Raw genomic sequence first — 20,411 nt, 5'->3', positions numbered from 1 at the left:
GTTTTCGGGAGCTGCGCCGTGGCCGGTGCCCGGCATCGAATCGTTGGGATTCCGCATCGATCGATGCGGTCAGGGGCTCAGTGCTCGCGCACCGGCGAGCGATGCTTGTACAGCACGTCCTGATCCACGCGGATCAGGTTCTGCCCCGCATCCACCACGAAATCCACGCCGTTGTAGGCGCTGCCCGTGAGCAGCAGGATCGCGTTCGCCACGTCGTCGGGGCCGGCGATGCGCGCGAGCGGCGTGGAGGCGCGGCTCGCGTGCGCGAAATCGGCCGCGGTCTGGTCGTCGCTCGGCAGCATCAGGCCCGGGAACACGGCATTCACGCGCAGCACCGGCGCGGCCGACATCGCCAGCATCTGCGTGAGGTTGCCGAGCGCGGCCTTCGCGACCGTGTAGCTGAAGTGGTCGCGGTGGAAGTTTTCCTTGATCTTCTGGTCGATCACGTTGATCACCACGCCCTGCTGGCCGAGCACCTTGGCGCGCGCGTAGAACGTGCGCGCGAGCAGGATCGGCGCGCGGCAGTTGATCGTCCACGCGCTGTCGAGCGCGGCCAGGTCGAAGCCGGGGAAGTGATCCTGCCAGAACACCGAGGCGTTGTTGACGAGCACGTCGAGCCGCCCGAAGCGCGTGTACACGGCGTCGATCAGCGCGGCGCAGGCGTTCGCGTCGGCAAGGTCGGCCTGCAACGCCACCGCCTCGCCGCCGGCCGCGCCGATTTCATCGGCGGCGTCGGCGGCCGCGTCGGCCGAGCGGTCGTAGTGGATCGCGACGCGATAGCCGTGCGCGCCGAAGTGCCGGGCGAACGCGCGGCCGGCGCGGCGCGCCGCACCCGTCACGAGCACGACCGGGGTGTCCGGCCCATCCGGCGTGGGCGCTGGCGCGGCCATCACGTATTGGCGAGGTTGATCGCCGACGAATTCGACACGATCGAGAGGAATTCGCGACGCGTCGCCGGATCGGTGCGGAACGTGCCGAGCATCCGCGACGTGACCATCTCCACGCCGGGCTTGTGGATGCCGCGCGTGGAGATGCACTGGTGCGCCGCTTCGAGGATCACGCCGACGCCCTTGGGTTGCAGCACCTCGAACAGCGTGTCGGCGATCTGCACCGTCATCTTTTCCTGGATCTGCAGGCGCTTGGCGAACGCGTCGACCAGGCGCGCCAGCTTCGAGATGCCGACCACGCGGGAGTTCGGCAGATAGGCCACGTGCGCGCGGCCGATGATCGGCACCATGTGGTGCTCGCAATAGCTCTCGAAGCGGATGTCCTTCAGCACGATCATCTCGTCGTAGCCTTCGACTTCGCTGAAGGTGCGCGCGAGGATGTCGCGCGGTTCGAGCTGGTAGCCCGCGAAGAATTCCTCGTAGGCGCGCGCCACGCGCGCCGGCGTATCGAGCAGGCCTTCGCGTGCGGGATCGTCGCCGGCCCAGCGCAGCAGGACGCGCACGGCATCTTCGGCTTCGGCGCGGCTCGGGCGCGTGACGGGTTCGGCGGCCGCGACGGCCACCGGCTCGGCTGCCGCCTTGCTGGCGGTCTTGCGTTTGGACATGCTGAAAGGCTCCGGTTGGCGCCGCTTGGCGCGGCTGACCGGGCATTGTTTCATGGATTCGATGCGTTCGCCGGCCGGCGCATCGGCCGCGAGCAGGCGAAATCGGACGCCGGGCCGCTCATTTCGGCCATTCGTCGAGCGCGTCGTTGAACAGCCCGGCCACCACGCCGCGCAGCCACGCGGCGCGCGCGTCGTTGTGATATTTGCGATGCCAGTGCTGGCGCAGATCGAAACGCGGCAGCGGCAGCGGCGGCTCCACCAGCGTGATCGACGCATGCTCGGCCGCATAGGCATAGCCGATCGCGTGCGGCACGGTGGCGATCAGGTCGGTGCGGCCGAGGATGAACGGCAGGCTCATGAAGTGCGGCGTTTCGAGCACCGCGCGCCGTTGCAGCCGCGCCTTCGCGAGGTATTGCTCCAGCACTTCTTGGCTGCGCCCCTCGGCGCGCACCACGGCGTGGCCGCACGCGAGGTACTGCTCGACCGTCAGCGGCATGCCGGCCAGCGGATGCTCGCGGCGCATCAGGCAGATGAACCGATGCGTGAACAGACGCTGCTGGAAGAAGTTGCTGCCGTCGAGATCGGGGAAATAGCCCACCGCCAGATCGACCGCGCCGGCCTCCAGCCCGCGCTCCACCTCCGCGTGCGGCAGCGACACCGAACGCAAGTTCGCATGCGGCGCGAGGCGCGCCAGCGCCTGCAGCAAGCGCGGCAGGAACACGATCTCGCCGACGTCGGACAGCGCGATCGAGAACGTGCCGGTCGTGGTGGCCGCATCGAAATCGTGCGGCGTGTCGAGGCCGCGGCGGATTTGCGCGAGCGCGTCGCGCGCGGCCGGCACCAGCGCCAGCGCGCGCGGCGTGGGCTCCATGCCGCGCGAGGTGCGCACGAACAGCGGATCGCCGAAGTGCTCGCGCAGCCGGCCGAGCGCGGCGCTCACGCGCGGCTGGCTCACGCCGAGTAGGTCGCCCGCACGGCTCACGTTGCGCGCGTCGTCGAGCGCGACGAGGTAGGGAATCAGGTTCAGATCGAGTTCGGACACGGGGGCGCACTATCGGAAATCGATATGAAACATATCTCCAAAATGGGATTGCCGCATAGTCGGTGAAGCCCGAACATCCGATTCATTACTCGAATCAATGTTCAGGAGACGAACAATGCGTACCCAAGTCGCGATTGTCGGCGCCGGTCCCGCCGGGCTGCTGCTGTCCCATCTGCTTCGCCTGCAAGGCATCGACGCGGTGCTGATCGAAGCGCGCTCACGCGAATACTGCGAGAACCGGATTCGCGCCGGCGTGCTGGAGCAGGGCACCGTCGATACGTTGAACGAGGCGGGCCTCGGCGAGCGGATGCGCCGCCAGGGGCTGGTCCACCACGGCATCGAGCTGCTGTTCTCGGGCGAGCGGCACCGCATCGACCTGTCGGCGCTGACGGGCGGCCGCGCGATCACCGTCTACAGCCAGCACGAGGTGGTGCGCGACCTGATCGCGGCCGGCGTCGAACACGGCCACGCGATGCATTTCGAGGTCAGCGACGTGGCGCTGCACGACGTGACGGGCGAGCGCCCGGCCGTCACGTTCACGCGCCAGGATGGCCGCGCCGAGCGCATCGATTGCGATTTCATCGCCGGTTGCGACGGCTTCCACGGCCTCGCGCGGCAAACCATCCCGGAAACGCTGCAACGCTGCTTCGAGCGCGTGTATCCGTACGCGTGGCTCGGCATCCTGGCCGACGCCGCGCCGTCGCTCGACGAACTGGTGTACGCGCACCACGACAACGGCTTCGCGCTGTTCTCGATGCGCTCGCCGAGCGTGACGCGCCTGTATCTGCAATGCCGTCCCGACGAGGATCTGGCCGACTGGTCCGACGCGCGGATCTGGGACGAACTGCACACGCGCTTCGCGAACCGCAGCGGCTGGACGCCCACCGAGGGCACGATCACGCAGAAGAGCGTCACGCCGATGCGCAGCTTCGTGTGCGAGACGATGCGCCACGGCCGCCTGTTCCTGGCCGGCGACGCCGCGCACATCGTGCCGCCGACCGGCGCGAAGGGCATGAACCTGGCCGTGGCCGACGTGCGCGCGCTGTCGCGGGCGCTGGCGGCCCACTACGCCGGCGACGACGCGCCGATCGACGCCTATTCGGCCACCTGCCTGGAGCGCGTCTGGCGCGCCGAGCATTTCTCGTACTTCATGACCAACATGCTGCATCCGTCGGCCGAGGACACGCCGTTCGTCAACCGCCTCAAGCTGGCCGAGCTCAAATACGTGACGCGCTCGCCCGCCGCCGCGCAGGCGCTGGCCGAAAACTACGTGGGCTTGCCGTTCGACGACGCCCGCGTCTCGGTAGCCCCCCGCCTTGACAACGCATTGAGCGAGATTCTATGATCGCCGCATCGTTCGCTAATCGAATCTGAGTTCGAATAACGAACAAAACCGGATCGGGAGACGATCCGGTGCGGCGCGGCCCGAGCACAATCCGGCGCGCTGTCCGGCCGTCGCATGCTGCGACGCGGATTCCCCCAGGATGAGCCATGGTCAACAAGATTTTCGAATCCCTCCAGTCGGCGGTTGCCGACATCCACGACGGCGCGACGGTCATGATCGGCGGCTTCGGCACGGCAGGCATGCCGTCCGAGCTGATCGACGCTTTGATCGAACACGGCGCGCGTGATCTCACGATCGTCAACAACAACGCCGGCAACGGCGAAACCGGCCTGGCCGCGCTGCTGAAGGCCAAGCGCGTGCGCAAGATCATCTGCTCGTTCCCGCGCCAGGCCGATTCGCAGGTGTTCGACGCGCTCTACCGCGCCGGCGAGATCGAGCTGGAACTGGTGCCGCAGGGCAACCTGGCCGAGCGCATTCGCGCGGCGGGCGCCGGCATCGGCGGCTTCTTCACGCGCACCGGCTACGGCACCAAGCTGGCCGAAGGCAAGGAAACGCGCGAGATCGACGGCAAGCACTATGTGTTCGAAACGCCGATCCACGCCGATTTCGCGCTGATCAAGGCGTTCAAGGGCGACCGCTGGGGCAACCTGGTCTATCGCAAGACGGCCCGCAACTTCGGGCCGGTGATGGCCAGCGCGGCCAAGACCAGCATCGTCCAGGTGTCGCAGGTCGTCGAGCTGGGCGGCCTCGATCCCGAACATATCGTGACGCCGGGCATTTTCGTGCAGCGCGTCGTCGAAGTGCCGCAAGCCGTGCATGCGGCCGAACTCGCCGCGCAAGCCGCCTGACCCCGGAGAACACCAAGATGAAACGACTGACCCGCGATGAAATGGCCCAGCGCGTCGCGCAGGATATTCCCGACGGCGCGTACGTGAACCTCGGCATCGGCGTGCCGACGCTGGTGGCGAACCACCTCGACGCCAACAAGGAAGTGTTCCTGCACAGCGAGAACGGCGTGCTCGGCATGGGCCCCGCGCCCGAGGCCGGCCATGAGGACGACGAACTGATCAACGCCGGCAAGCAGCACGTCACGCTGCTGACGGGCGGCGCGTATTTCCATCACGCCGATTCGTTCGCGATGATGCGCGGCGGCCATCTCGACTACTGCGTGCTCGGCGCGTTCCAGGTGTCCGCCAAGGGCGACCTGGCGAACTGGCACACCGGCGCGCCCGACGCGATTCCGGCCGTGGGCGGCGCGATGGATCTGGCGATCGGCGCGAAGCAGGTGTTCGTGATGATGGATCACCTGACCAAGCAGGGCGAAAGCAAGATCGCCGCCGAATGCTCGTACCCCGTCACCGGGATCGGCTGCGTGACGCGCATCTACACCGATCTGGCCGTGCTCGACGTGACGCGCGATGGCCTGGCCGTGCGCGAGATCTTCACCGACCTGTCGTTCGACGAACTGCAGACGCTCACCGGCGTCCCGCTGATCGACGCGACCGAACGCGCGACCGCGTAAGCGCGCGCGACCTTCCTGCCGCGATGGCCGCCGCGCGAGGCATCCGCCGTTCCACGCGCGGCGCCCGCGCCGGCGGGCGCGCACACCGCCGCGCTTCGGTGGACAATACGCGCTCCCGGCCCCTCCCGATCTGCTGATCATTCCATGTTCGAAGACAGTGCCCGATTGACCGCCCTCATCGGCGGCGACGCCTCGCTCATCCGGATCTGGTCGCCCACCGCGACGCTGCAACGGATGCTCGACGTCGAGGCCGCGCTCACGCGCGCGCTGGCCGCCAATGGCGTGATTCCCGACTCGGCCGTTGCGCCGATCGTGGCCGCCTGCCGCGCCGAACGGCTCGACGCCGACGCGCTGGCGCGCGACGCCGCGCTCGGCGGCAACCTCGCGATTCCGCTCGTCAAGCAACTGACCGCCCGTGTGAAGGACGACGACGCCGACGCGGCCAAGTTCGTCCATTGGGGCGCGACGAGCCAGGACATCATCGATTCCGGCCTGATGCTGCAACTGCGCGACAGCTTCGACGCGATCGCGCCGCTGCTCGACCGCGTGTGCGCCGCGCTGGCCGAACTGGCGCGCGCGCATCGCGCCACGCCGATGATCGGCCGCACCTGGCTGCAACAGGCGCTGCCGATCACGCTCGGCCTGAAATTCGCGCAATGGCTCGACGCGCTCGGCCGCCATCGCCAGCGGCTCGACGCGCTGCGCCGCGACGTGCCGGTGCTGCAATTCGGCGGCGCGGCCGGCACGCTGGCGAGCCTGCGCGAGGCCGCGCCGCGCGTGGCCGCGTCGCTGGCCGACGAGCTGCAACTGACGCTGCCCGACGTGCCGTGGCACACCCAGCGCGATCGCATCGCCGAAACGGCCGCGTTCTTCGCGATGCTGATCGGCACGCTCGGCAAGATCGCGCGCGACATCTCGCTGCAGATGCAGACCGAAGTGGGCGAGCTGGCCGAACCAGCCGCGGCCGGCAAGGGCGGTTCTTCCACCATGCCGCACAAGCGCAACCCGGTCGGCTGCGCCGCGGTGCTGACCGCCGCCGTGCGCGCGCCGGGCCTGCTGGCCACCGTGTTCGCCGGGATGGTGCAGGAGCACGAGCGCGCGCTCGGCGGCTGGCAAGCCGAATGGGACGCGCTGCCCGAACTCGCGCGCATGGCCGGCGGCGCGCTGGCCACGCTCGCGCCGATCGCCGAAGGGCTGAACGTGGACACCGCGCGGCTGGCCGCGAACCTCGGCGCCACGCGCGGCCTGGTGCTCGGCGAGGCCGTGATGCTGGCGCTCGGCGACAAGATCGGCCGGCTCGACGCGCATCACCTGGTCGAAGCCGCCTCGAAGGAAGCGGTGCGCTCGAACCGCACGCTGCACGAGGTGCTGGCCGCCGACCCGGCCGTCACCCATCATCTCGCACCCGAGGCGCTCGCGCGCCTGCTGGACCCTGCTCAATACGTCGGCGAGGCTGCAGCCTTCGTCGATGCCGTGCTCGCGCGCTACGCGAGCGGCCATTAAGGAGAACTCTCGATGCCTTTTGCGACCGTCAATGGTGTGAAGCTGCATTACCGGATCGACCGTGCCGCCAGCGCCGATGCGCCCTGGCTGGTGTTTTCGAATTCGCTCGGCGCCGATCTGTCGATGTGGGCCGCGCAGCGCGATGCGCTCGGCGCGCACTTCAACCTGCTGCGCTACGACACGCGCGGCCACGGCCATTCCGAGACGCCGGCCGGCTCGTACACCGTCGAGCAACTGGCCGGCGACGTGATCGGCCTGCTCGATCACCTGAACATCGCGCGTGCGAACTTCTGCGGCATCTCGATGGGCGGCCTGACCGGCGCGGCCCTGGCCGCACGCTTCCCGCAACGCATCGTGCGCGCCGTGCTGGCCAACACGGGCGCCAAGATCGGCTCGTCCGAAGTGTGGGGGCCGCGTGCCGCGAAGGCGCGCGACGAAGGCATGGCCGCGCTGGTCGACGTCGTGCTGCAACGCTGGTTCAAGAAGGAATTCTTCGCCGCCGAGCCGCGCCTGATCGACGCCGTGCGCGACACGTTCGTGCATCACGACGCCCATGGCTACGCCGCGAACTGCGACGCGCTGAACGCCGCCGACCTGCGCGAGGAAGTGAAGGGCATCGCGCTGCCGGTGCTGGTGGTAACGGGCGCGCACGACACGTCCACGCCGCCCGATCTGGGCCGCGCGCTGGCCGCCGCGATTCCGGGCGCGAAGCATGTCGAATTCGACGCCGCGCACATCTCCAATATCGAATGCGCTGAGGGCTTCAATCGCGCGCTGATCGAATTCCTGACCGCCTGACGGAGCCGCAGATGGACGACAAGCAACGTTACGAAGGCGGCCTGAGCGTGCGCCGCGCCGTGCTCGGCGAGGCCCACGTGGATCGCTCGCTCGCGAACCGCAGCGAACTGACCACCGAGTTCCAGGACCTGATCACGCGCTATGCGTGGGGCGAGATCTGGACCCGCGAGGGCCTGCCGCGCCATACGCGCAGCCTGCTGACGATCTCGATGATGGTGGCGCTGAACCGCAGCGAGGAACTCGCGCTGCACTTGCGCGCGGCCAAGAACAACGGCGTGACGCGCGACGAGATCAAGGAAGTGCTGATGCAGACGGCGATCTATTGCGGCGTGCCGGCGGCGAATTCGGCATTCCACCTGGCCGACAAGATCTTCAAGGACGAGGATGCGGCAGCGGCTACGGCTGCTGCTGCGGAGTAGGGCGCTGCGGCGTGCATGAAAAGGAAGGCGGTGCACGATGCGCCGCCTTCGCTGCTTTGATTCGACGACGGCCCTTGCGGCCGTCGTGTCGTTTACGGCGATGCTCCGCCGTCACTCCGCCGCGTCGTGCGTCTTCGCGAACTGCCGCAAATACGCGCGCAGCGCCGCCTCGATGCAGCGCCGGTCGGCGCAGGTGGCCGCGCGCAGCGTGTGCTCGTCGCCGAACAGCGTGCGCGGCGCGATGTAGGTGCCGACCTCGCTGTGCTCGCGCATCACGCGGATGTGATGCGTGTTCGGATGATATTCGGCGAGCCAGTGCAGGCCTTCGATGCGGTCGCCGGCCTTCATGATGGTGTTCATCGGATCCCTCCCGCCCGGGCGGGCGCGCCCTCGACGCGCCAGCGTCCGGAGCGCTCAGGCTACGCCGCGCCGAAGCGGCCCGCAAGCGCGCATCGATGCGAAATGCGGGGCCGGGTCGGGCCGCCGCGCGCCGTCGTGCGAGGTGCGCGCTTTACAGTTCGAGCGTCGGGGCGGAGGTCGGGCGGCTGCAGCACAGCGTGACGAACGGAAGCGAGATGGGAAATGCGGCAGGGCGAACGTTCAGGTTTCCTGCGCTTTGCTGTCGTAGTCGAGCTGCGCATCCTCGATCCGGCCGCCGTGCCGGCCGGCCCACGAGATCAGCGCCACGAACGGTTCCCGCAAGGTGAGGCCGAGCGGCGTGATCGAATATTCCACGGCCACCGGCGACGATGCGATCACGCGCCGGTTGACGAGGCCGTTGCGTTCGAGCCGTCGCAACGCCTCGGTGAGCGCCTTGTGCGTGATCGGATCGAGCCGCCGCTTGATCGCGTTGAAGCGCGACGGTTCGGTGCAAAGCACCGCCAGAATCAACACCGACCACTTGTTGGCGATCTGTTCGAGCACGATCCGCGTCGCGTTGATTTCGGCGAACGGATCGCTCGCTTTTGCATCCATGTCGGTATCCCTTCGTATATCTGCGCTATGGGTGGTGCGTAATTGACAGCAAATATACACCGTATATCTTGTCGGACACTCAACCCATTCGACGAGGTGGCAAGTGTTGAAACTCGAAGGCAAGACCGCGCTGGTGACGGGCGGCAACAGCGGCATCGGCCTGGCGATCGCGCGGAAGCTGGCCGAGGCCGGCGCGCAGGTGTTCATCGCGGGGCGCCGGCAGGCGCAACTTGATGAGGCATGCGAACAAATCGGCGGGCGTGTGGAAGCGGTACAGGCCGATGTCACGCGCGCCGAGGATCTGGCCCGGCTGTTCGGGGTGATCGAGGCCAAGGCGGGCGGCCTCGACATTCTGGTGACCTCGTCGGGCGTGGCGGGGCAGACGACGCTGGAGGCCACCACCGAGGCGCATTTCGATCAGGTGTTCGATCTGAACGTGCGCGGCCTGTTCTTCACGGTGCAGCGCGCCGTGCCGCTGATGCGCGAAGGCGGCAGCATCGTGCTGGTCGGCTCGATCGCGGGCTCGGTCGGCAATGCGGGCTTCGGCACCTATTCGGCCTCGAAGGCGGCGGTCAGGTCGTACGCGCGCACCTGGGCGAAGGAGCTGGCCGGGCGCGGCATTCGCGTGAACACGTTGAGCCCGGGGCCGATCGATACGCCGATGATGGCCAGCGCCGGTGAAGAGGTGACGCGCATGCTGGCCGGCATGATCCCGCTGGGCCGTATCGGCCGGCCCGACGAGGCGGCCGCCGCGGCGCTGTTCCTCGCCGGCGACGACAGCTCGTTTGTTTCGGGTGCCGAACTGGTGGTGGACGGCGGAATGATCGCGTAGGCGCGTTCAGTGGCGGGCGGGGTGATCCTTCGCGTACAGCAGCAGCGCGTCGTCCTGCGCCCGCGCCGCATCGTTGCTGAACGGCCGGTTCGGCTTCATCGCGAAACTGAGCAGGATTCCGCAGGCCATCACGCCGATCGACAGGATGAACGTCAGATCCCAGTTGTGCAGGCGGTCGGCGATCAGCCCCGCGATCACCGGGCTGACGATCGCCGCGATGAAGCCGTTGCCGCTCATGATGCCGCTGGCCGTGCCCGCGCGGTCGTAGGCCACGTCCATCGGGATCGCCCACATCGGGCCGATGTTCATCTCGTTGAAGAACATCGCCGCGCCGAGGAAGATCAGCGAATACACCGGGTCGTGCAGCAGCACCACCGGCACCAGCGAGAGGCCGGTCAGCGCCATGCAGGTCGCCACCAGGTAACTGCGGGCGCGCTTCAGGTTGCCGGTGCGGCGCAGCAGCCGGTCGCTGACCATGCCGCCCGCCAGGTCGCCGATCACGCCCGCGATGAACACGCCCGACGTGAAGATCACCGCCTTCTTGATGTTCAGGTGGAACGTGTGCATGAAGTACAGCGGCATCCAGTCGAGCATCAGCCAGAGGATCCAGTTGTAGCAGAAGTAGACGGCCGAGATCGGCGCCATGCGCTTGTAGAGGCGCCACCAGGTGCCGGGCGGATCGACCGGATGCGTTTTCGGCGGCGGCAGGATGTCGAGTTCGGCGCGCGTGATGCGCGGATGGTCGGCCGGCTTCTCGGTGTAGGTCAGATGCCAGACCACCAGCCACACCGCGCTCAAGCCGCCCAGCAAGTAGAACGAAAAGCGCCAGTCGAAGGTGGTCATCAGCGCGAGCACCAGCATCGGGGCGATGGCGTTGCCCAGCCGCGCCGACGAATGCGTGATGCCCTGCGCCATGCCGCGCTTGTCGCGGGCGATCCACGAGGCCATCGCGCTGGTCGAGGCGGGGAACGTGGCGCCCTCGCCGAGGCCGAGCAGCAGGCGCGCCGCGATCAGCGAGACGAAGCCGCCGGCCATGCCGGTCAGCGCGGTGGCGACGGTCCAGATCGCCGCGCAGGCCAGCAGCGTGCGGCGCGCGCCGAAGCGGTCGCTGACCCAGCCGCCGATGAACTGGAAGATCACGTACGGATACGCGAACGCCGAGAACACGATGCCGAGTTCGGTGTTCGACAGCCCCAGTTGCGTCTTGAACTGGCCGGCCGCCGTGCTGATGTTCACGCGGTCCACGTAGGTGATGAAGTACATCAGGCAGAGCATCACCAGGACGGTGGTGCTGGCCTTGAGCGTTACGCGCTTCATGTCGTCTCCTGATCGTTGCTTTTTTTCGTCGTGTGGCTATTTCGCGGGCGAGCCGAACGCCGCCACCGCGTCGCGAAAGCGCTGGCTGCCGTATACGTGCTCGACCAGATCGTCGTCGTCGAAGCGATGCTCGACCACCAGCCGCCGCAGGCTTTCCTTCACGGCGTGCTGCGTGACCGGCGACAGCGCGGCGAGCCGTTGCGCCAGGGCCGTTGCGGACGCATCGATGTGCTCCTTCGTCACCACCTCGTAGGCATAGCCGCAATGCTTGGCTTCGGCCGCGTCGATGAAATCGGCCAGCAGCAGCATCTTCTTGACGCGCGGCACGCCGAATGCGGCCGCGAGGCGGGCCAGGTTGCGCGCGGCGAGCGTGTTCGACAGCGTCTTCGCGATCGGCGCGCCGAAGCGCGATCCTTCGGTGCAGACGCGGAAGTCGCAGGCCGTGGCGATCGCGAGGCCGCCGCCCACGGCCCAGCCGTCCACGACTGCCACCGTGGGCGCCTCGATGCGCTCGATCGCGTCGATCACGCGCTCGACCTGCGCCTCGTAGGCCACGCCCTGCCGGCCGTCGTGGAAATCGTGGAAGTAATCGATGTCGGTGCCCGATACGAACGATTTGCCGCCCGCGCCGCGCAACAGCACGCAGCGCACGCTGCGGTCCTCGCGCACCTGCCCGATCAGGTCGAGCAGCGTGGCGTACATCGGCATCGACATCGCGTTGTGGCGTTGCGGCCGATCGATCACGATCGTGGCCAGCGCCGGTTCGGGCCGTTCGAGCCGGACGAGTTCGCTCATTGTTCGGCTCCGGCGCGCGCCTGGCGCAGGGCAGCCAGTTCGGCGCGCAATTCTTCGTTGTGCTCACCGAGCAGCGGGGGATGGCGTCGCACGCGCTGCGGCGTGCCGAGCAGCTTGACGGGGAAGCCGATGTTCTTGACCTTGCCCTCGTTCGGGTGATCGATTTCCATGCACATGCCGCGGTGCTGCGCGTGCTCGCTACCGAATGCTTCGGGGTACGACAGGATCGGGCCGGCCGGGATGCCCACATCGAGCATGGTGGCGATCCAGTCCTCGCAATCGCGCGTGCCGAACGAGGTTTCCAGCGATTCGATCAGCGCCTCGCGGTGCTTCAGGCGCAGCGACACCGTTTCGAACTGCGGATGCTCGAACAGGTCGGGGCGGTCGAGCAGTTCGCATAAGCGCGCCCACAGCTTCTGGTTCGTCGCGCCCATCACGAAGTAACCGTCGCGCGCCTTGACCGCCTGATACGGCGCGCTCATCTTGTTGCTGGTGCCGAGCGGTTGCGGCTCGACGCCGGTTCCCCAGTAGTCCGACATATCCCAGATCGAGAACGCCATCGCCGCATCGAACAGCGACGCGTCGATATGCTGGCCCTCGCCCGACTTCTGCGCGCCGATGTAGGCCGACAGCACGCCATACACCGCGAACAGCGCGCAGCCGATATCGGCCACCGGCACGCCGGCCTTGACCGGCTTGCCGCCCTTGTAGCCTGTCACGCTCATCACGCCCGACATCGCCTGCGCCATCAGGTCGAAGCCCGGCCGCGCCGACCACGGGCCGCTCTGCCCGAACCCGGAAATGCTCGCGTAGACGATCTTCGGATTGATCGCGCGGATGGTGTCGTAATCGATGCGCAGCCGCTGCACCACGCCCGGCCGGTAGTTCTCGACGATCACGTCGGCGCTTTTGGCCAGTTCGTAGAAGAACTCGCGGCCTTCGTCCGTCTTCAAATCGAGCGCCACCGAGCGCTTGTTCCGGTTCATGTTCAGGAATCCCATGCTGTCCGGGCCTTTCATCTTGAAGCCCATCGCGCCGCGCGTCTGGTCGCCTTCGAGCGGCTCCACCTTGATCACGTCGGCGCCGAGGTCGGCCAGCATCATGCAGGCGAACGGCCCGGCCATGACCTGGCTGACGTCGAGCACGCGAATGCCGTCGAGGGGAAGGGCGGGGGATTGCGTCATGAGTGTCTCCGTGCGGGTGTCTCGGGGCCGCGCGGCGGGGGGATCGCCGGCGGTCGTGCTGTCAGGAGACTGTCGCGCACGGGGATGGCAGCGGCAAGCCTGTAACGGTCATGGCTGGTTTCGCGGATCGCGAAGGCTGCGCGAGGGCGGCAAGAGGGTGGCGCGCGCTGCGCTGCGGGTTTACGCCGCTGCGTTGCCCACCAGCGCCTGCACGATGTTGGCGAGCGTTTGCGCCTGCGCGTGGCCTTCGACGAACGACAGCACGTAGCTGCGCTGCGGCCAGTCGCCTTCGAGTTCGGCCGTGACGATCTCGGGCTCGGGATGGAAGCTTCGCAGTACGGAAGGCGGCATCAGGCCCACGCCGAGGCCGTGACGCACCACGGCCAGCATCGAATCGAAGCCCGTGACCGAGTAATCGTTGTCGAAGCGCCGGCCGCTGCTGCGGAACGCGCGCTGCACCGCCGTGAGCACCGCCGAGCCCTTGCCGAGGCTGACGATCGGCACGTCGAACAGGGCGTCGAGCGGCACCGGCGTGGTGGCGAACGTGAAATGCGAGCGGTGGTAAACGAGCACGAGGCGATCCTCGCGATAGCGGATCGGCGGCAGATCGAGAAAGCCGCTCTTCCTTTCGTAGATGCCGATGTCGATCACGCGGTCGCGCAGCATCTGCTGGACGATCTTGCTGTTCTCCTCGACGATCTTCAGCGAGATGCCCGGGTAGGCGCGCTGGATCGCGGCGATGTCGGCCGCCAGGAATTCGATCACCACCGCCTTCGGCGCACCGATGATGATGCGGCCGCTGAGGCCGCCGACCAGCGTGCGCGCGTCGCCGGCCAGGCGCTCGACGAGGTTGTCGATCTGCTGCAGGTAGCCCACCAGCTTGTGGCCGGTTTCGGTCAGCTCCACGCCGTGCGCGACGCGCCGGAACAGGCGCGCGTCGAGCTGCGTTTCGAGATCCGTCACGCGCCGCGAGGCCGCCGCCACCGCCAGCCCGAGCCGGTTGGCGGCGCGCGAGATGCTGCCTTCTTCGACCATCGCGACGATCAGGCGGACGGTGGTGGTATCGACTTTCATCGGCGGGAGGGCCGGGGCCGCGGCCTCGCAGGGGGAGGACGGCCATACTAACCCGGCGCGCCGGGGCGCCTGCTCGCGGCGGCCCGGAACGGACAGGATGCCGAACGATCGAGCGGCGCGTGCCCGGAGCGTGCCCCGTTCAGGCCGCGACGAGCTTCGCCACGAGCGGGTAGAGCGAGGCCACCAGCAGCACGGCCATCGTCACGTTGAACATCCGCAGGCGGCGCGGGTTCGACAGGAAGCCGCGCATGCCCTGGCCGAACGCGGCCCACACGCTGATGCACGGAAAGCCCACCAAGATGAACACCACCGCCATGCCGATCGCGCTCGCGCCGTAGCCTTGCGAGAGCTGAACGGTGGTGGCGGCCGTCAGCACCATCATCCAGGCCTTCGGGTTGACGAGCTGGAACAGCGCGGCCTCGACGAACGTCATCGGGCGTGACTTGCCGTTGTTGGCGTTTACTTCGCCCGACGTGCCGATGCGCCAGGCCAGATACAGCAGGTAGGCGATGCTTGCGACCTCCAGCACCGTGTAGAGCACCGGCAACCGCGCGAACGCTTCGCCGAGGCCGAAGCCCACCGCCACCATCATGAGCGCGACGCCGGTGCTGATGCCGACCATGTGCGGCAGCGTGCGGCGGAAGCCGAAATTGACGCCCGATGCGAGCAGCATGGTGTTGTTCGGGCCGGGCGTGATCGACGTGACGAGGGCGAACAGCATGCCGGCGGGAAGGGCGCTCAGGGTCAGGAAATTCATGGTGGTGCCTCTTGAGACTGTTGCGGGAATCGAGTCGGTGAGGAGGCAGTGTAGCGACAGTTGTCTGTACGGTACCGGTACAGTTTGGCGGGAAGGAGCCGGTACGAGGTGGGTGGGGATTCATTCATTTCGGGGGGAGGTCAGAAAGGAAACACCCTGCAGCGTAGTCCGCTTGCAGCGGTGGGAGTGACCATCTCATTACTCCACATGCAGTTCGTCGATGCTCGGCGTCGCTCACCGGCTGAGGCCGGTAATACGCACTCGATCTGGCGATACCGATCAGTCGGACTTGCCGCGACACCGGCAACGCTTGGCTACGGTCGATCATCGCTTTGCGCTCGGCCATCCCGTCTTGGTGAGCGCGCTGCTTGAAAAATCATTTTCCAGAGACAACTGCCCAATCTTGGCGTGCAGGGTCTTCACGTCTACCGGTGGCTCGCTCGAAACGGTGCCCGCGGTGCCGAACACGTCGGCTGCACGCTCTGCAGCTGTCGTCTCCATTCGGTGATCGGGTTCGGATGCACATCGAACTGCTGCGCCAGTTCGGCCAGCGTGCGCTCGCCCTTGACTGCCGCCAGCGCCACTTTCGCTTTGAACGCCGCTGAGTGCGTGCGTCGGGTTTTCTTCGTCATCTTTTCGGTTCATTTGCCGGCATTGTCGCTGGCTCAGGCCCCGGCCGTTCCGCTTACCCGAATATCCGAATTTGCGCGGCCACCTCTGACGAACCGGCGAGCCTGGTCTGCGCCGCCGGTTCGTGGCTCAATCGGCCTGCGACGCTGTACCCGGTAGGGCGTCGGGCACCGCGCGCGTCAGTTCGTCGAGCCACGCGCGCGCCACCGAGTCGCTCGGCGCGCGCCAGTCGCCGCGCGGCGACAGCGAGCTGCCGGTGGCCACCTTCGGGCCGTTGGGCAGCGCGGAGCGCTTGAACTGGCTGCCCTCGAAGAAACGCTTCACGAACACGCCGAGCCAGCGTTTGATGGCGGCCAGATCGTAGGCGGGACGCGCGTCCATCAGCGGCGGCCAGTCGCCGGCCTCGGCGTCGTGCCAAGCATGCCATGCGAGGAACGCGATCTTCGCGGGGCCGAAGCCATAGCGCGTCACGTAGTAGAGGTTGAAATCCTGCAACGCGTAGGGGCCAATCGCCTGCTCGGTCGACTGGCTCGGTTGGCTCGTGTTGCCTGGCACGAGCTCCGGCGAGATCTCGGTCTCGACGATACGCCGCAGGATACCCGCAGTATCGGCGCCGAAGCGCCGCCGGTCCGCCAGCCAGCGCACCATGTGCTGGATCAGCGTCTTCGGCACGGAGCCGTTCACGTTGTAATGCGACATCTGATCGCCGACGCCATAGGTGCACCAGCCGAGCGCCAGCTCGGACAGGTCGCCAGTGCCTATCACGATGGCGCGATTCGCGTTCGCGAGCCGAAACAGATAGGCGCTGCGGGCGCCGGCCTGGACGTTCTCGTAGGTCACGTCGTAGCGCGCCTCGCCCTGTGCGGCCGGATGGCCGATGTCTGCCAGCGTGCGGTCCGATACCGGCTTCATGTCGATCTCGCGCGCGCTCACGCCGAGCGCATGCATCAGCGCCCAGGCATTGTCGAGCGTGTGCCGGCTGGTGGCGTAGCCGGGCAGCGTGTAGGCGAGGATGTTGCGGCGGTCCAGGCCGAGCCGGTCCATGGTCAGGGCGCAGACCAGCAGCGCATAGGTGGAGTCGAGCCCGCCCGACACGCCGATTACGACCTGCTCGAGCCCGGTCGCGCGCAGCCGCTTGGCGAGCCCGTGGCTCTGGATCATGATGGTTTCCTCGCAGTTCGCATCGAGCATCGCCACGTCGGCCGGCACGAACGGAAAGCGGTCGAGGCGGCGCTGCAGCGGCCCGCTCGGGCCGCCCGGCGGAGCGAGCTCGAAGCCGACGTTGCGGAACGCGCTGCCGCCGAGCGCGCGCGCGCAATCGTCGAAGGTCTGCACGCGCAGGCGCTCCTGCATGATGCGCTGCAGGTCGAGATCGGCCACCAGCAGTTGGGCGGTGTCGGCAAAGCGCTCGGTTTCGGCCAGGATCTCGCCGCTTTCGCAGACGAGTGCGTGGCCGTCCCAGGCCAGGTCGGTGGTGGATTCGCCGCAGCCGGCCGCCGAATAGAGGTAGGCGGCCTGGCAGCGCGCGCTGTGCGAGCGCACGTGCAGCCGGCGATACTCGGACTTGCCGACGGTGATGTTGCTGGCCGACAGGTTCGCGATCACGGTCGCGCCCGCATGCGCCGCGTAGGTGGACGGCGGCACCGGCGCCCAGAGGTCCTCGCAGATCTCCACGCCGAGCACGAGCTCCGGATAGTCGTCGGCGCGAAACAGCAGGTCGGTGCCGAACGGCACCTCGGCGCCGTCCAGACGCAGCGCGCCGCCCGTCACGCCGAGTCCGGAAGCGAAGTAGCGCTTCTCGTAGAACTCCCCATAGTTCGGCAGGTAGCTTTTCGGTACCACGCCGAGGATCCGGCCGCGGTGCAGCACCACTGCGGCGTTGTAGAGGCGGCCGCTCCATTCGAGCGGCGCGCCCGCCACGATCAGTCCGGGGAGCTCGGCCGAGGCGGCGCGCAGCTCGCCGATCGCCCGCTTCACGCCGTCGAGCAGCGCGCGCTGGAAGAACAGCTCGTCGTTGGTGTAGGCCGACAGGCCGAGTTCGGGCAGGATCGTCACCAGCGCGCCACGCCCGGCGGCGTTGCGCGCGAGGCGCAGCGTCGCCTGGAGGTTGGCGGCCGGATCGGCGACGACCACGGGGGGGATGGCGACGGCCACACGCAGGAAGCCGTGGCGGTACATCGAGAAGAAATCGTTCATGGGCGAGGGCGGACGGGTTGGGCGGGCGGGGTGCGACGGGGGGCGTCGGCCGCGCTGGCGGCGAAGGTAACCGATGCGGCCCTCGCGCGTAATTCGCAGCGCGTGACCGTGGCGGCCTGCACCTGCGCGGTCTCGAACGCGAAGTGGCTGGCCGGCGTGCCGAGCGGCGGCGGCGGCCGGCCGTCGCTCCACGCGGTGCCGGGCCGGCTGCGCTGCGCCTGCGGCAGCACGCTATGCACGAGCGGGCGTCCGCCGTCGAACACGATGCTGGCGAGCCAGGTGGTGCCGAAGTTCACGGCATAGCCGTGCGGCGCGAGGCCGGTGGGCAGCGGCACGCGCCCGCGCACGAACTGGGCGAGCCGCTCGCGGGGCGTGAGCGCGCCGACCTGGCTGACGTTGAGCGCGCCGGTCAGGTTCGGGCCGCCGTCAAGCGGTGCGCGCGTGCCGTCGGCGCGCAGCCGGAACTGGAGGTCGCGCAGCGTGGCGTTGGGCGGGAAGCCGGCCGCCGCGAGCTGCTCGACGGCCGTGGCCAGCGCGACGAGCGCCGGCGCCGGGCCGCTGCCCCGCCAGTACGGCAGGCCACGCGGCGTGTCGAGCGGCGCGGCGGGATCGAAGTCGTGCGCGTAGCCGTGCGCGCCCGCGAGCCATGCCTGCGCGAATTCGCGAAACAGCGGTGCGCCAGGCGCGTCGAGCGCGTCCTCGCGACACCACGCGCGCAAGATCGCGAGCGCGGGCGCGAGATCGACCCGCGTGCCGCCGCTCGTGGCCACCGGCTCGCGACAGGCCGCGCCGAGCGTGAGCAGGTCGTCGAGCAGCAGGTCGCTTATCGGCACGTGGTTGTCGAGTGTCAGGCGCGCGAGCGCGGCGACCCCGATCGGCCGCACGAGTTCGCGCGTGAGCCGCAGGCCATGCCGCGCGCGCGGCGTGAGCGGCGCGTCGAACGCACCGAACAGCGGATGGTGAGCGGGCAACGCGGCGTCGCAATCGATGCGCTGGTACGGGTTGTTGAAGTTGGCGAGCACGCCGCGCGTGCGACGCGCCGGGCGCTGCCCTACGGCACGCGGGCGGCGCGGCGAGAGCGCATGGCGCGGATCGTCGCCGGGCAGCACGACGAGGCCGTGGCGCCTGCGCGCTTGCGCGAGCGGGTGGTCGCCCGCCAGCGCCGCGAGCGTCGCCGCGTCGAGTTCGGGCACGTTGCTGCCGTCGACGTAGCAGGCCTGCCCGGCTGCGTCGATCGCGAGCAGGTTCACCCAGCTCGTGCCGGCCCACTGCGCGAAGCTCTGCTCCAGTTCGTCGAGCGAGCGCGCGGCGCCGATCGCGAGCCAGTGGTCGAGCACATCGGCGTTGCCGGCGTTCGCATTGCCTAGGCAGAACACCCACTCGGCATTCCATTCGGCGAGTCCCGGCACGCTGAGCAGCGGACCGTGGCGCGTCTGCCAGAGATCGCGCTCGTGGGGCCGTGCCTCGCCGCGGATCTCGATCGCGACGCGGCGCTGTTGCATCGGCTCGGGCCGGCCGTCCCAGAAGTAGACGGTCGGGTCGCCCGGCACGAGCCGCAGCCGCTGCAGCACGAATCTCTCGGCGGACGACACCGTGTGCGTCCAGGCCAGCGACGCGTTGAAGCCGAGATTGACGGTTGGGCAGCCGAGGATCGATACGCCGGCCACGTCGAGCGCGCCGGGGATCGTCAGATGCACCTGGTAGAGGCGCAAGCCGTCGTTGAAGCCGAAGTGCGGATTGGCGAGCAGCACGCTCGCACCGCCGGCTGCAGCCTCGTCGCCGATGGCCCAGGCGTTGCTGCCGAGCGGCAGATCGGTGTGGGCCGACCAGGACGGGTCGGCGCGGCTGGCGTCGTCGGCGCCGGCCGCGGCCTTGCCATGCGCGTCGGGCGCCGCAGTCCGCGCCGGTGGTTGCGCCAGCGCGAGCGCCTGCACGAAGCGCCGGCCGCTCGCCTCGTCGGCCAGCGCGAGCAGCAGCGCGGCGATGTCGTTTCGCTGCAGCACGCGCGGCGTGCCGGGAGGCACCAGCGCGAGCGGTTCGCCGGCCTCGACGAGTTCGCTCACGCGCCGGTTGAAGCCGGCCGCGAAGCCGTCGATCAGCGCGTTGGCGTGGCGCGACATTCTCGCCAGGGCGCCGGCGGCCTGGCCGCCGTAGTCGAGCGCGCGGTAGCCGAGGTCGCTGTCGAGGTTGGCGTTGTCGCCGGGTGTTTCGTCGCGGCCATAGTGGCGGCTGCGCTCGCCCAGCAGCGTGACGAGGTGCGCGAGCAGCACGGCCGCGTGATCGTCGGCCACCACGTAGCCGTGGCCGTAGCCAAGCGACTCGAAGTCGTGCGCGTGGATATGCGGCGTGCCGTCGGTGGTACGCGCGATCTCCACCACGATTTCCGCCGGCGCATAGGCCGGCACGGCGGCGAACGACGGGTGCTCGGGAAGATGCGCCAGCGGCGGCGCGGCGGGCGGGGGCGGCATGG

The 20,411-nt window shown here is 68.7% G+C and carries 19 protein-coding genes and 1 pseudogene; 7 read left to right on the top strand and 13 right to left on the bottom strand.

Annotated features, from left to right (window positions below):
• Nucleotides 1-77: 77 nt before the first annotated feature.
• The 3 genes from AB4851_RS04910 to AB4851_RS04900 all read right to left on the bottom strand — a co-directional run bounded on the left by AB4851_RS04910 (nucleotide 78) and on the right by AB4851_RS04900 (nucleotide 2,594).
• Nucleotides 78-890, bottom strand: a complete 813-nt coding sequence (locus AB4851_RS04910) for an SDR family oxidoreductase (protein ID WP_414448674.1) — start codon at nucleotides 888-890, stop codon at nucleotides 78-80.
• Complete coding sequence (gene folE, locus AB4851_RS04905) at nucleotides 890-1,552, bottom strand: GTP cyclohydrolase I FolE (protein ID WP_414440674.1); 663 nt, start codon at nucleotides 1,550-1,552, stop codon at nucleotides 890-892. Before folE ends, AB4851_RS04910 begins: the two co-directional genes overlap by 1 nt.
• A gap of 118 nt (nucleotides 1,553-1,670) precedes the next feature.
• Nucleotides 1,671-2,594 (bottom strand): LysR family transcriptional regulator, encoded by a 924-nt coding sequence (locus AB4851_RS04900; protein ID WP_414448673.1) that lies wholly within the window; start codon nucleotides 2,592-2,594, stop codon nucleotides 1,671-1,673.
• A gap of 115 nt (nucleotides 2,595-2,709) precedes the next feature.
• On the opposite strand from AB4851_RS04900, the gene AB4851_RS04895 reads away from it, so the two are divergent.
• The 6 genes from AB4851_RS04895 to pcaC all read left to right on the top strand — a co-directional run bounded on the left by AB4851_RS04895 (nucleotide 2,710) and on the right by pcaC (nucleotide 8,181).
• The gene (locus tag AB4851_RS04895; RefSeq protein WP_414448672.1) at nucleotides 2,710-3,939 is read left to right on the top strand and encodes a 4-hydroxybenzoate 3-monooxygenase; all 1,230 of its coding nucleotides are present in this window, start codon (nucleotides 2,710-2,712) and stop codon (nucleotides 3,937-3,939) included.
• A gap of 146 nt (nucleotides 3,940-4,085) precedes the next feature.
• Nucleotides 4,086-4,787: a 3-oxoacid CoA-transferase subunit A gene (locus tag AB4851_RS04890; protein WP_414440677.1), complete on the top strand. Its 702-nt coding sequence runs from the start codon at nucleotides 4,086-4,088 to the stop codon at nucleotides 4,785-4,787.
• Between the two features lie 17 nt (nucleotides 4,788-4,804).
• A complete protein-coding gene (locus AB4851_RS04885) occupies nucleotides 4,805-5,461 on the top strand; it encodes a 3-oxoacid CoA-transferase subunit B (RefSeq protein WP_414448671.1) in 657 nt (218 codons plus the stop codon).
• A gap of 144 nt (nucleotides 5,462-5,605) precedes the next feature.
• A complete protein-coding gene (locus AB4851_RS04880) occupies nucleotides 5,606-6,964 on the top strand; it encodes a 3-carboxy-cis,cis-muconate cycloisomerase (RefSeq protein ID WP_414448670.1) in 1,359 nt (452 codons plus the stop codon).
• Nucleotides 6,965-6,976: 12 nt separating this feature from the next.
• Nucleotides 6,977-7,762, top strand: coding sequence for a 3-oxoadipate enol-lactonase (gene pcaD, locus AB4851_RS04875; RefSeq protein WP_414448669.1), 786 nt, complete (start codon nucleotides 6,977-6,979; stop codon nucleotides 7,760-7,762).
• Nucleotides 7,763-7,773: 11 nt separating this feature from the next.
• Nucleotides 7,774-8,181: a 4-carboxymuconolactone decarboxylase gene (pcaC, locus tag AB4851_RS04870; protein ID WP_414448668.1), complete on the top strand. Its 408-nt coding sequence runs from the start codon at nucleotides 7,774-7,776 to the stop codon at nucleotides 8,179-8,181.
• 111 nt (nucleotides 8,182-8,292) lie between these two features.
• On the opposite strand, the gene AB4851_RS04865 is transcribed toward pcaC, so the two are convergent.
• Together AB4851_RS04865 and AB4851_RS04860 are read right to left on the bottom strand one after the other, a co-directional pair.
• Nucleotides 8,293-8,541, bottom strand: coding sequence for a hypothetical protein (locus AB4851_RS04865; protein ID WP_414448667.1), 249 nt, complete (start codon nucleotides 8,539-8,541; stop codon nucleotides 8,293-8,295).
• 240 nt (nucleotides 8,542-8,781) lie between these two features.
• On the bottom strand, nucleotides 8,782-9,156 hold the full coding sequence (locus AB4851_RS04860; protein WP_414448666.1) for a winged helix-turn-helix transcriptional regulator: 375 nt from the start codon (nucleotides 9,154-9,156) through the stop codon (nucleotides 8,782-8,784).
• Nucleotides 9,157-9,259: 103 nt separating this feature from the next.
• Here AB4851_RS04860 and AB4851_RS04855 point away from each other — a divergent pair, with 103 nt between their 5' ends.
• On the top strand, nucleotides 9,260-9,988 hold the full coding sequence (locus AB4851_RS04855) for an SDR family NAD(P)-dependent oxidoreductase (RefSeq protein WP_414440684.1): 729 nt from the start codon (nucleotides 9,260-9,262) through the stop codon (nucleotides 9,986-9,988).
• 6 nt (nucleotides 9,989-9,994) lie between these two features.
• Here the strand turns inward: AB4851_RS04855 and AB4851_RS04850 are convergent, their stop codons facing one another.
• From AB4851_RS04850 to AB4851_RS04815, 8 genes and pseudogenes are all read right to left on the bottom strand, one after another.
• Nucleotides 9,995-11,305 (bottom strand): MFS transporter, encoded by a 1,311-nt coding sequence (locus tag AB4851_RS04850; RefSeq protein WP_414448665.1) that lies wholly within the window; start codon nucleotides 11,303-11,305, stop codon nucleotides 9,995-9,997.
• A 36-nt stretch (nucleotides 11,306-11,341) separates the two neighbouring features.
• Entirely contained in the window at nucleotides 11,342-12,100 is a 759-nt protein-coding gene (locus AB4851_RS04845; protein ID WP_414448664.1) for an enoyl-CoA hydratase, read from the bottom strand.
• Complete coding sequence (locus tag AB4851_RS04840) at nucleotides 12,097-13,284, bottom strand: CaiB/BaiF CoA transferase family protein (protein WP_414448663.1); 1,188 nt, start codon at nucleotides 13,282-13,284, stop codon at nucleotides 12,097-12,099. Before AB4851_RS04840 ends, AB4851_RS04845 begins: the two co-directional genes overlap by 4 nt.
• 180 nt (nucleotides 13,285-13,464) lie before the next feature.
• Nucleotides 13,465-14,358 carry a LysR family transcriptional regulator gene (locus tag AB4851_RS04835; protein ID WP_414448662.1) on the bottom strand — a complete coding sequence of 298 codons (894 nt, stop codon included), beginning with the start codon at nucleotides 14,356-14,358 and terminating at the stop codon, nucleotides 13,465-13,467.
• Between the two features lie 139 nt (nucleotides 14,359-14,497).
• Nucleotides 14,498-15,115, bottom strand: coding sequence for a LysE family translocator (locus AB4851_RS04830; RefSeq protein WP_414448661.1), 618 nt, complete (start codon nucleotides 15,113-15,115; stop codon nucleotides 14,498-14,500).
• A 232-nt stretch (nucleotides 15,116-15,347) separates the two neighbouring features.
• Nucleotides 15,348-15,747, bottom strand: a pseudogene (locus tag AB4851_RS04825) (transposase); the annotation flags it as partial.
• 127 nt (nucleotides 15,748-15,874) lie between these two features.
• The gene (locus tag AB4851_RS04820; protein WP_414448660.1) at nucleotides 15,875-17,941 is read right to left on the bottom strand and encodes an NAD(+) synthase; all 2,067 of its coding nucleotides are present in this window, start codon (nucleotides 17,939-17,941) and stop codon (nucleotides 15,875-15,877) included.
• Complete coding sequence (locus tag AB4851_RS04815; RefSeq protein ID WP_414448659.1) at nucleotides 17,938-20,409, bottom strand: penicillin acylase family protein; 2,472 nt, start codon at nucleotides 20,407-20,409, stop codon at nucleotides 17,938-17,940. The genes AB4851_RS04820 and AB4851_RS04815 overlap by 4 nt, the downstream gene beginning before the upstream one ends.
• Nucleotides 20,410-20,411 lie beyond the last annotated feature (2 nt).

Source organism: Burkholderia sp. 22PA0099 (genome assembly GCF_047497165.1).
GTDB lineage: Bacteria > Pseudomonadota > Gammaproteobacteria > Burkholderiales > Burkholderiaceae > Burkholderia.
This window is presented reverse-complemented; position numbering and strand designations above follow the sequence as displayed.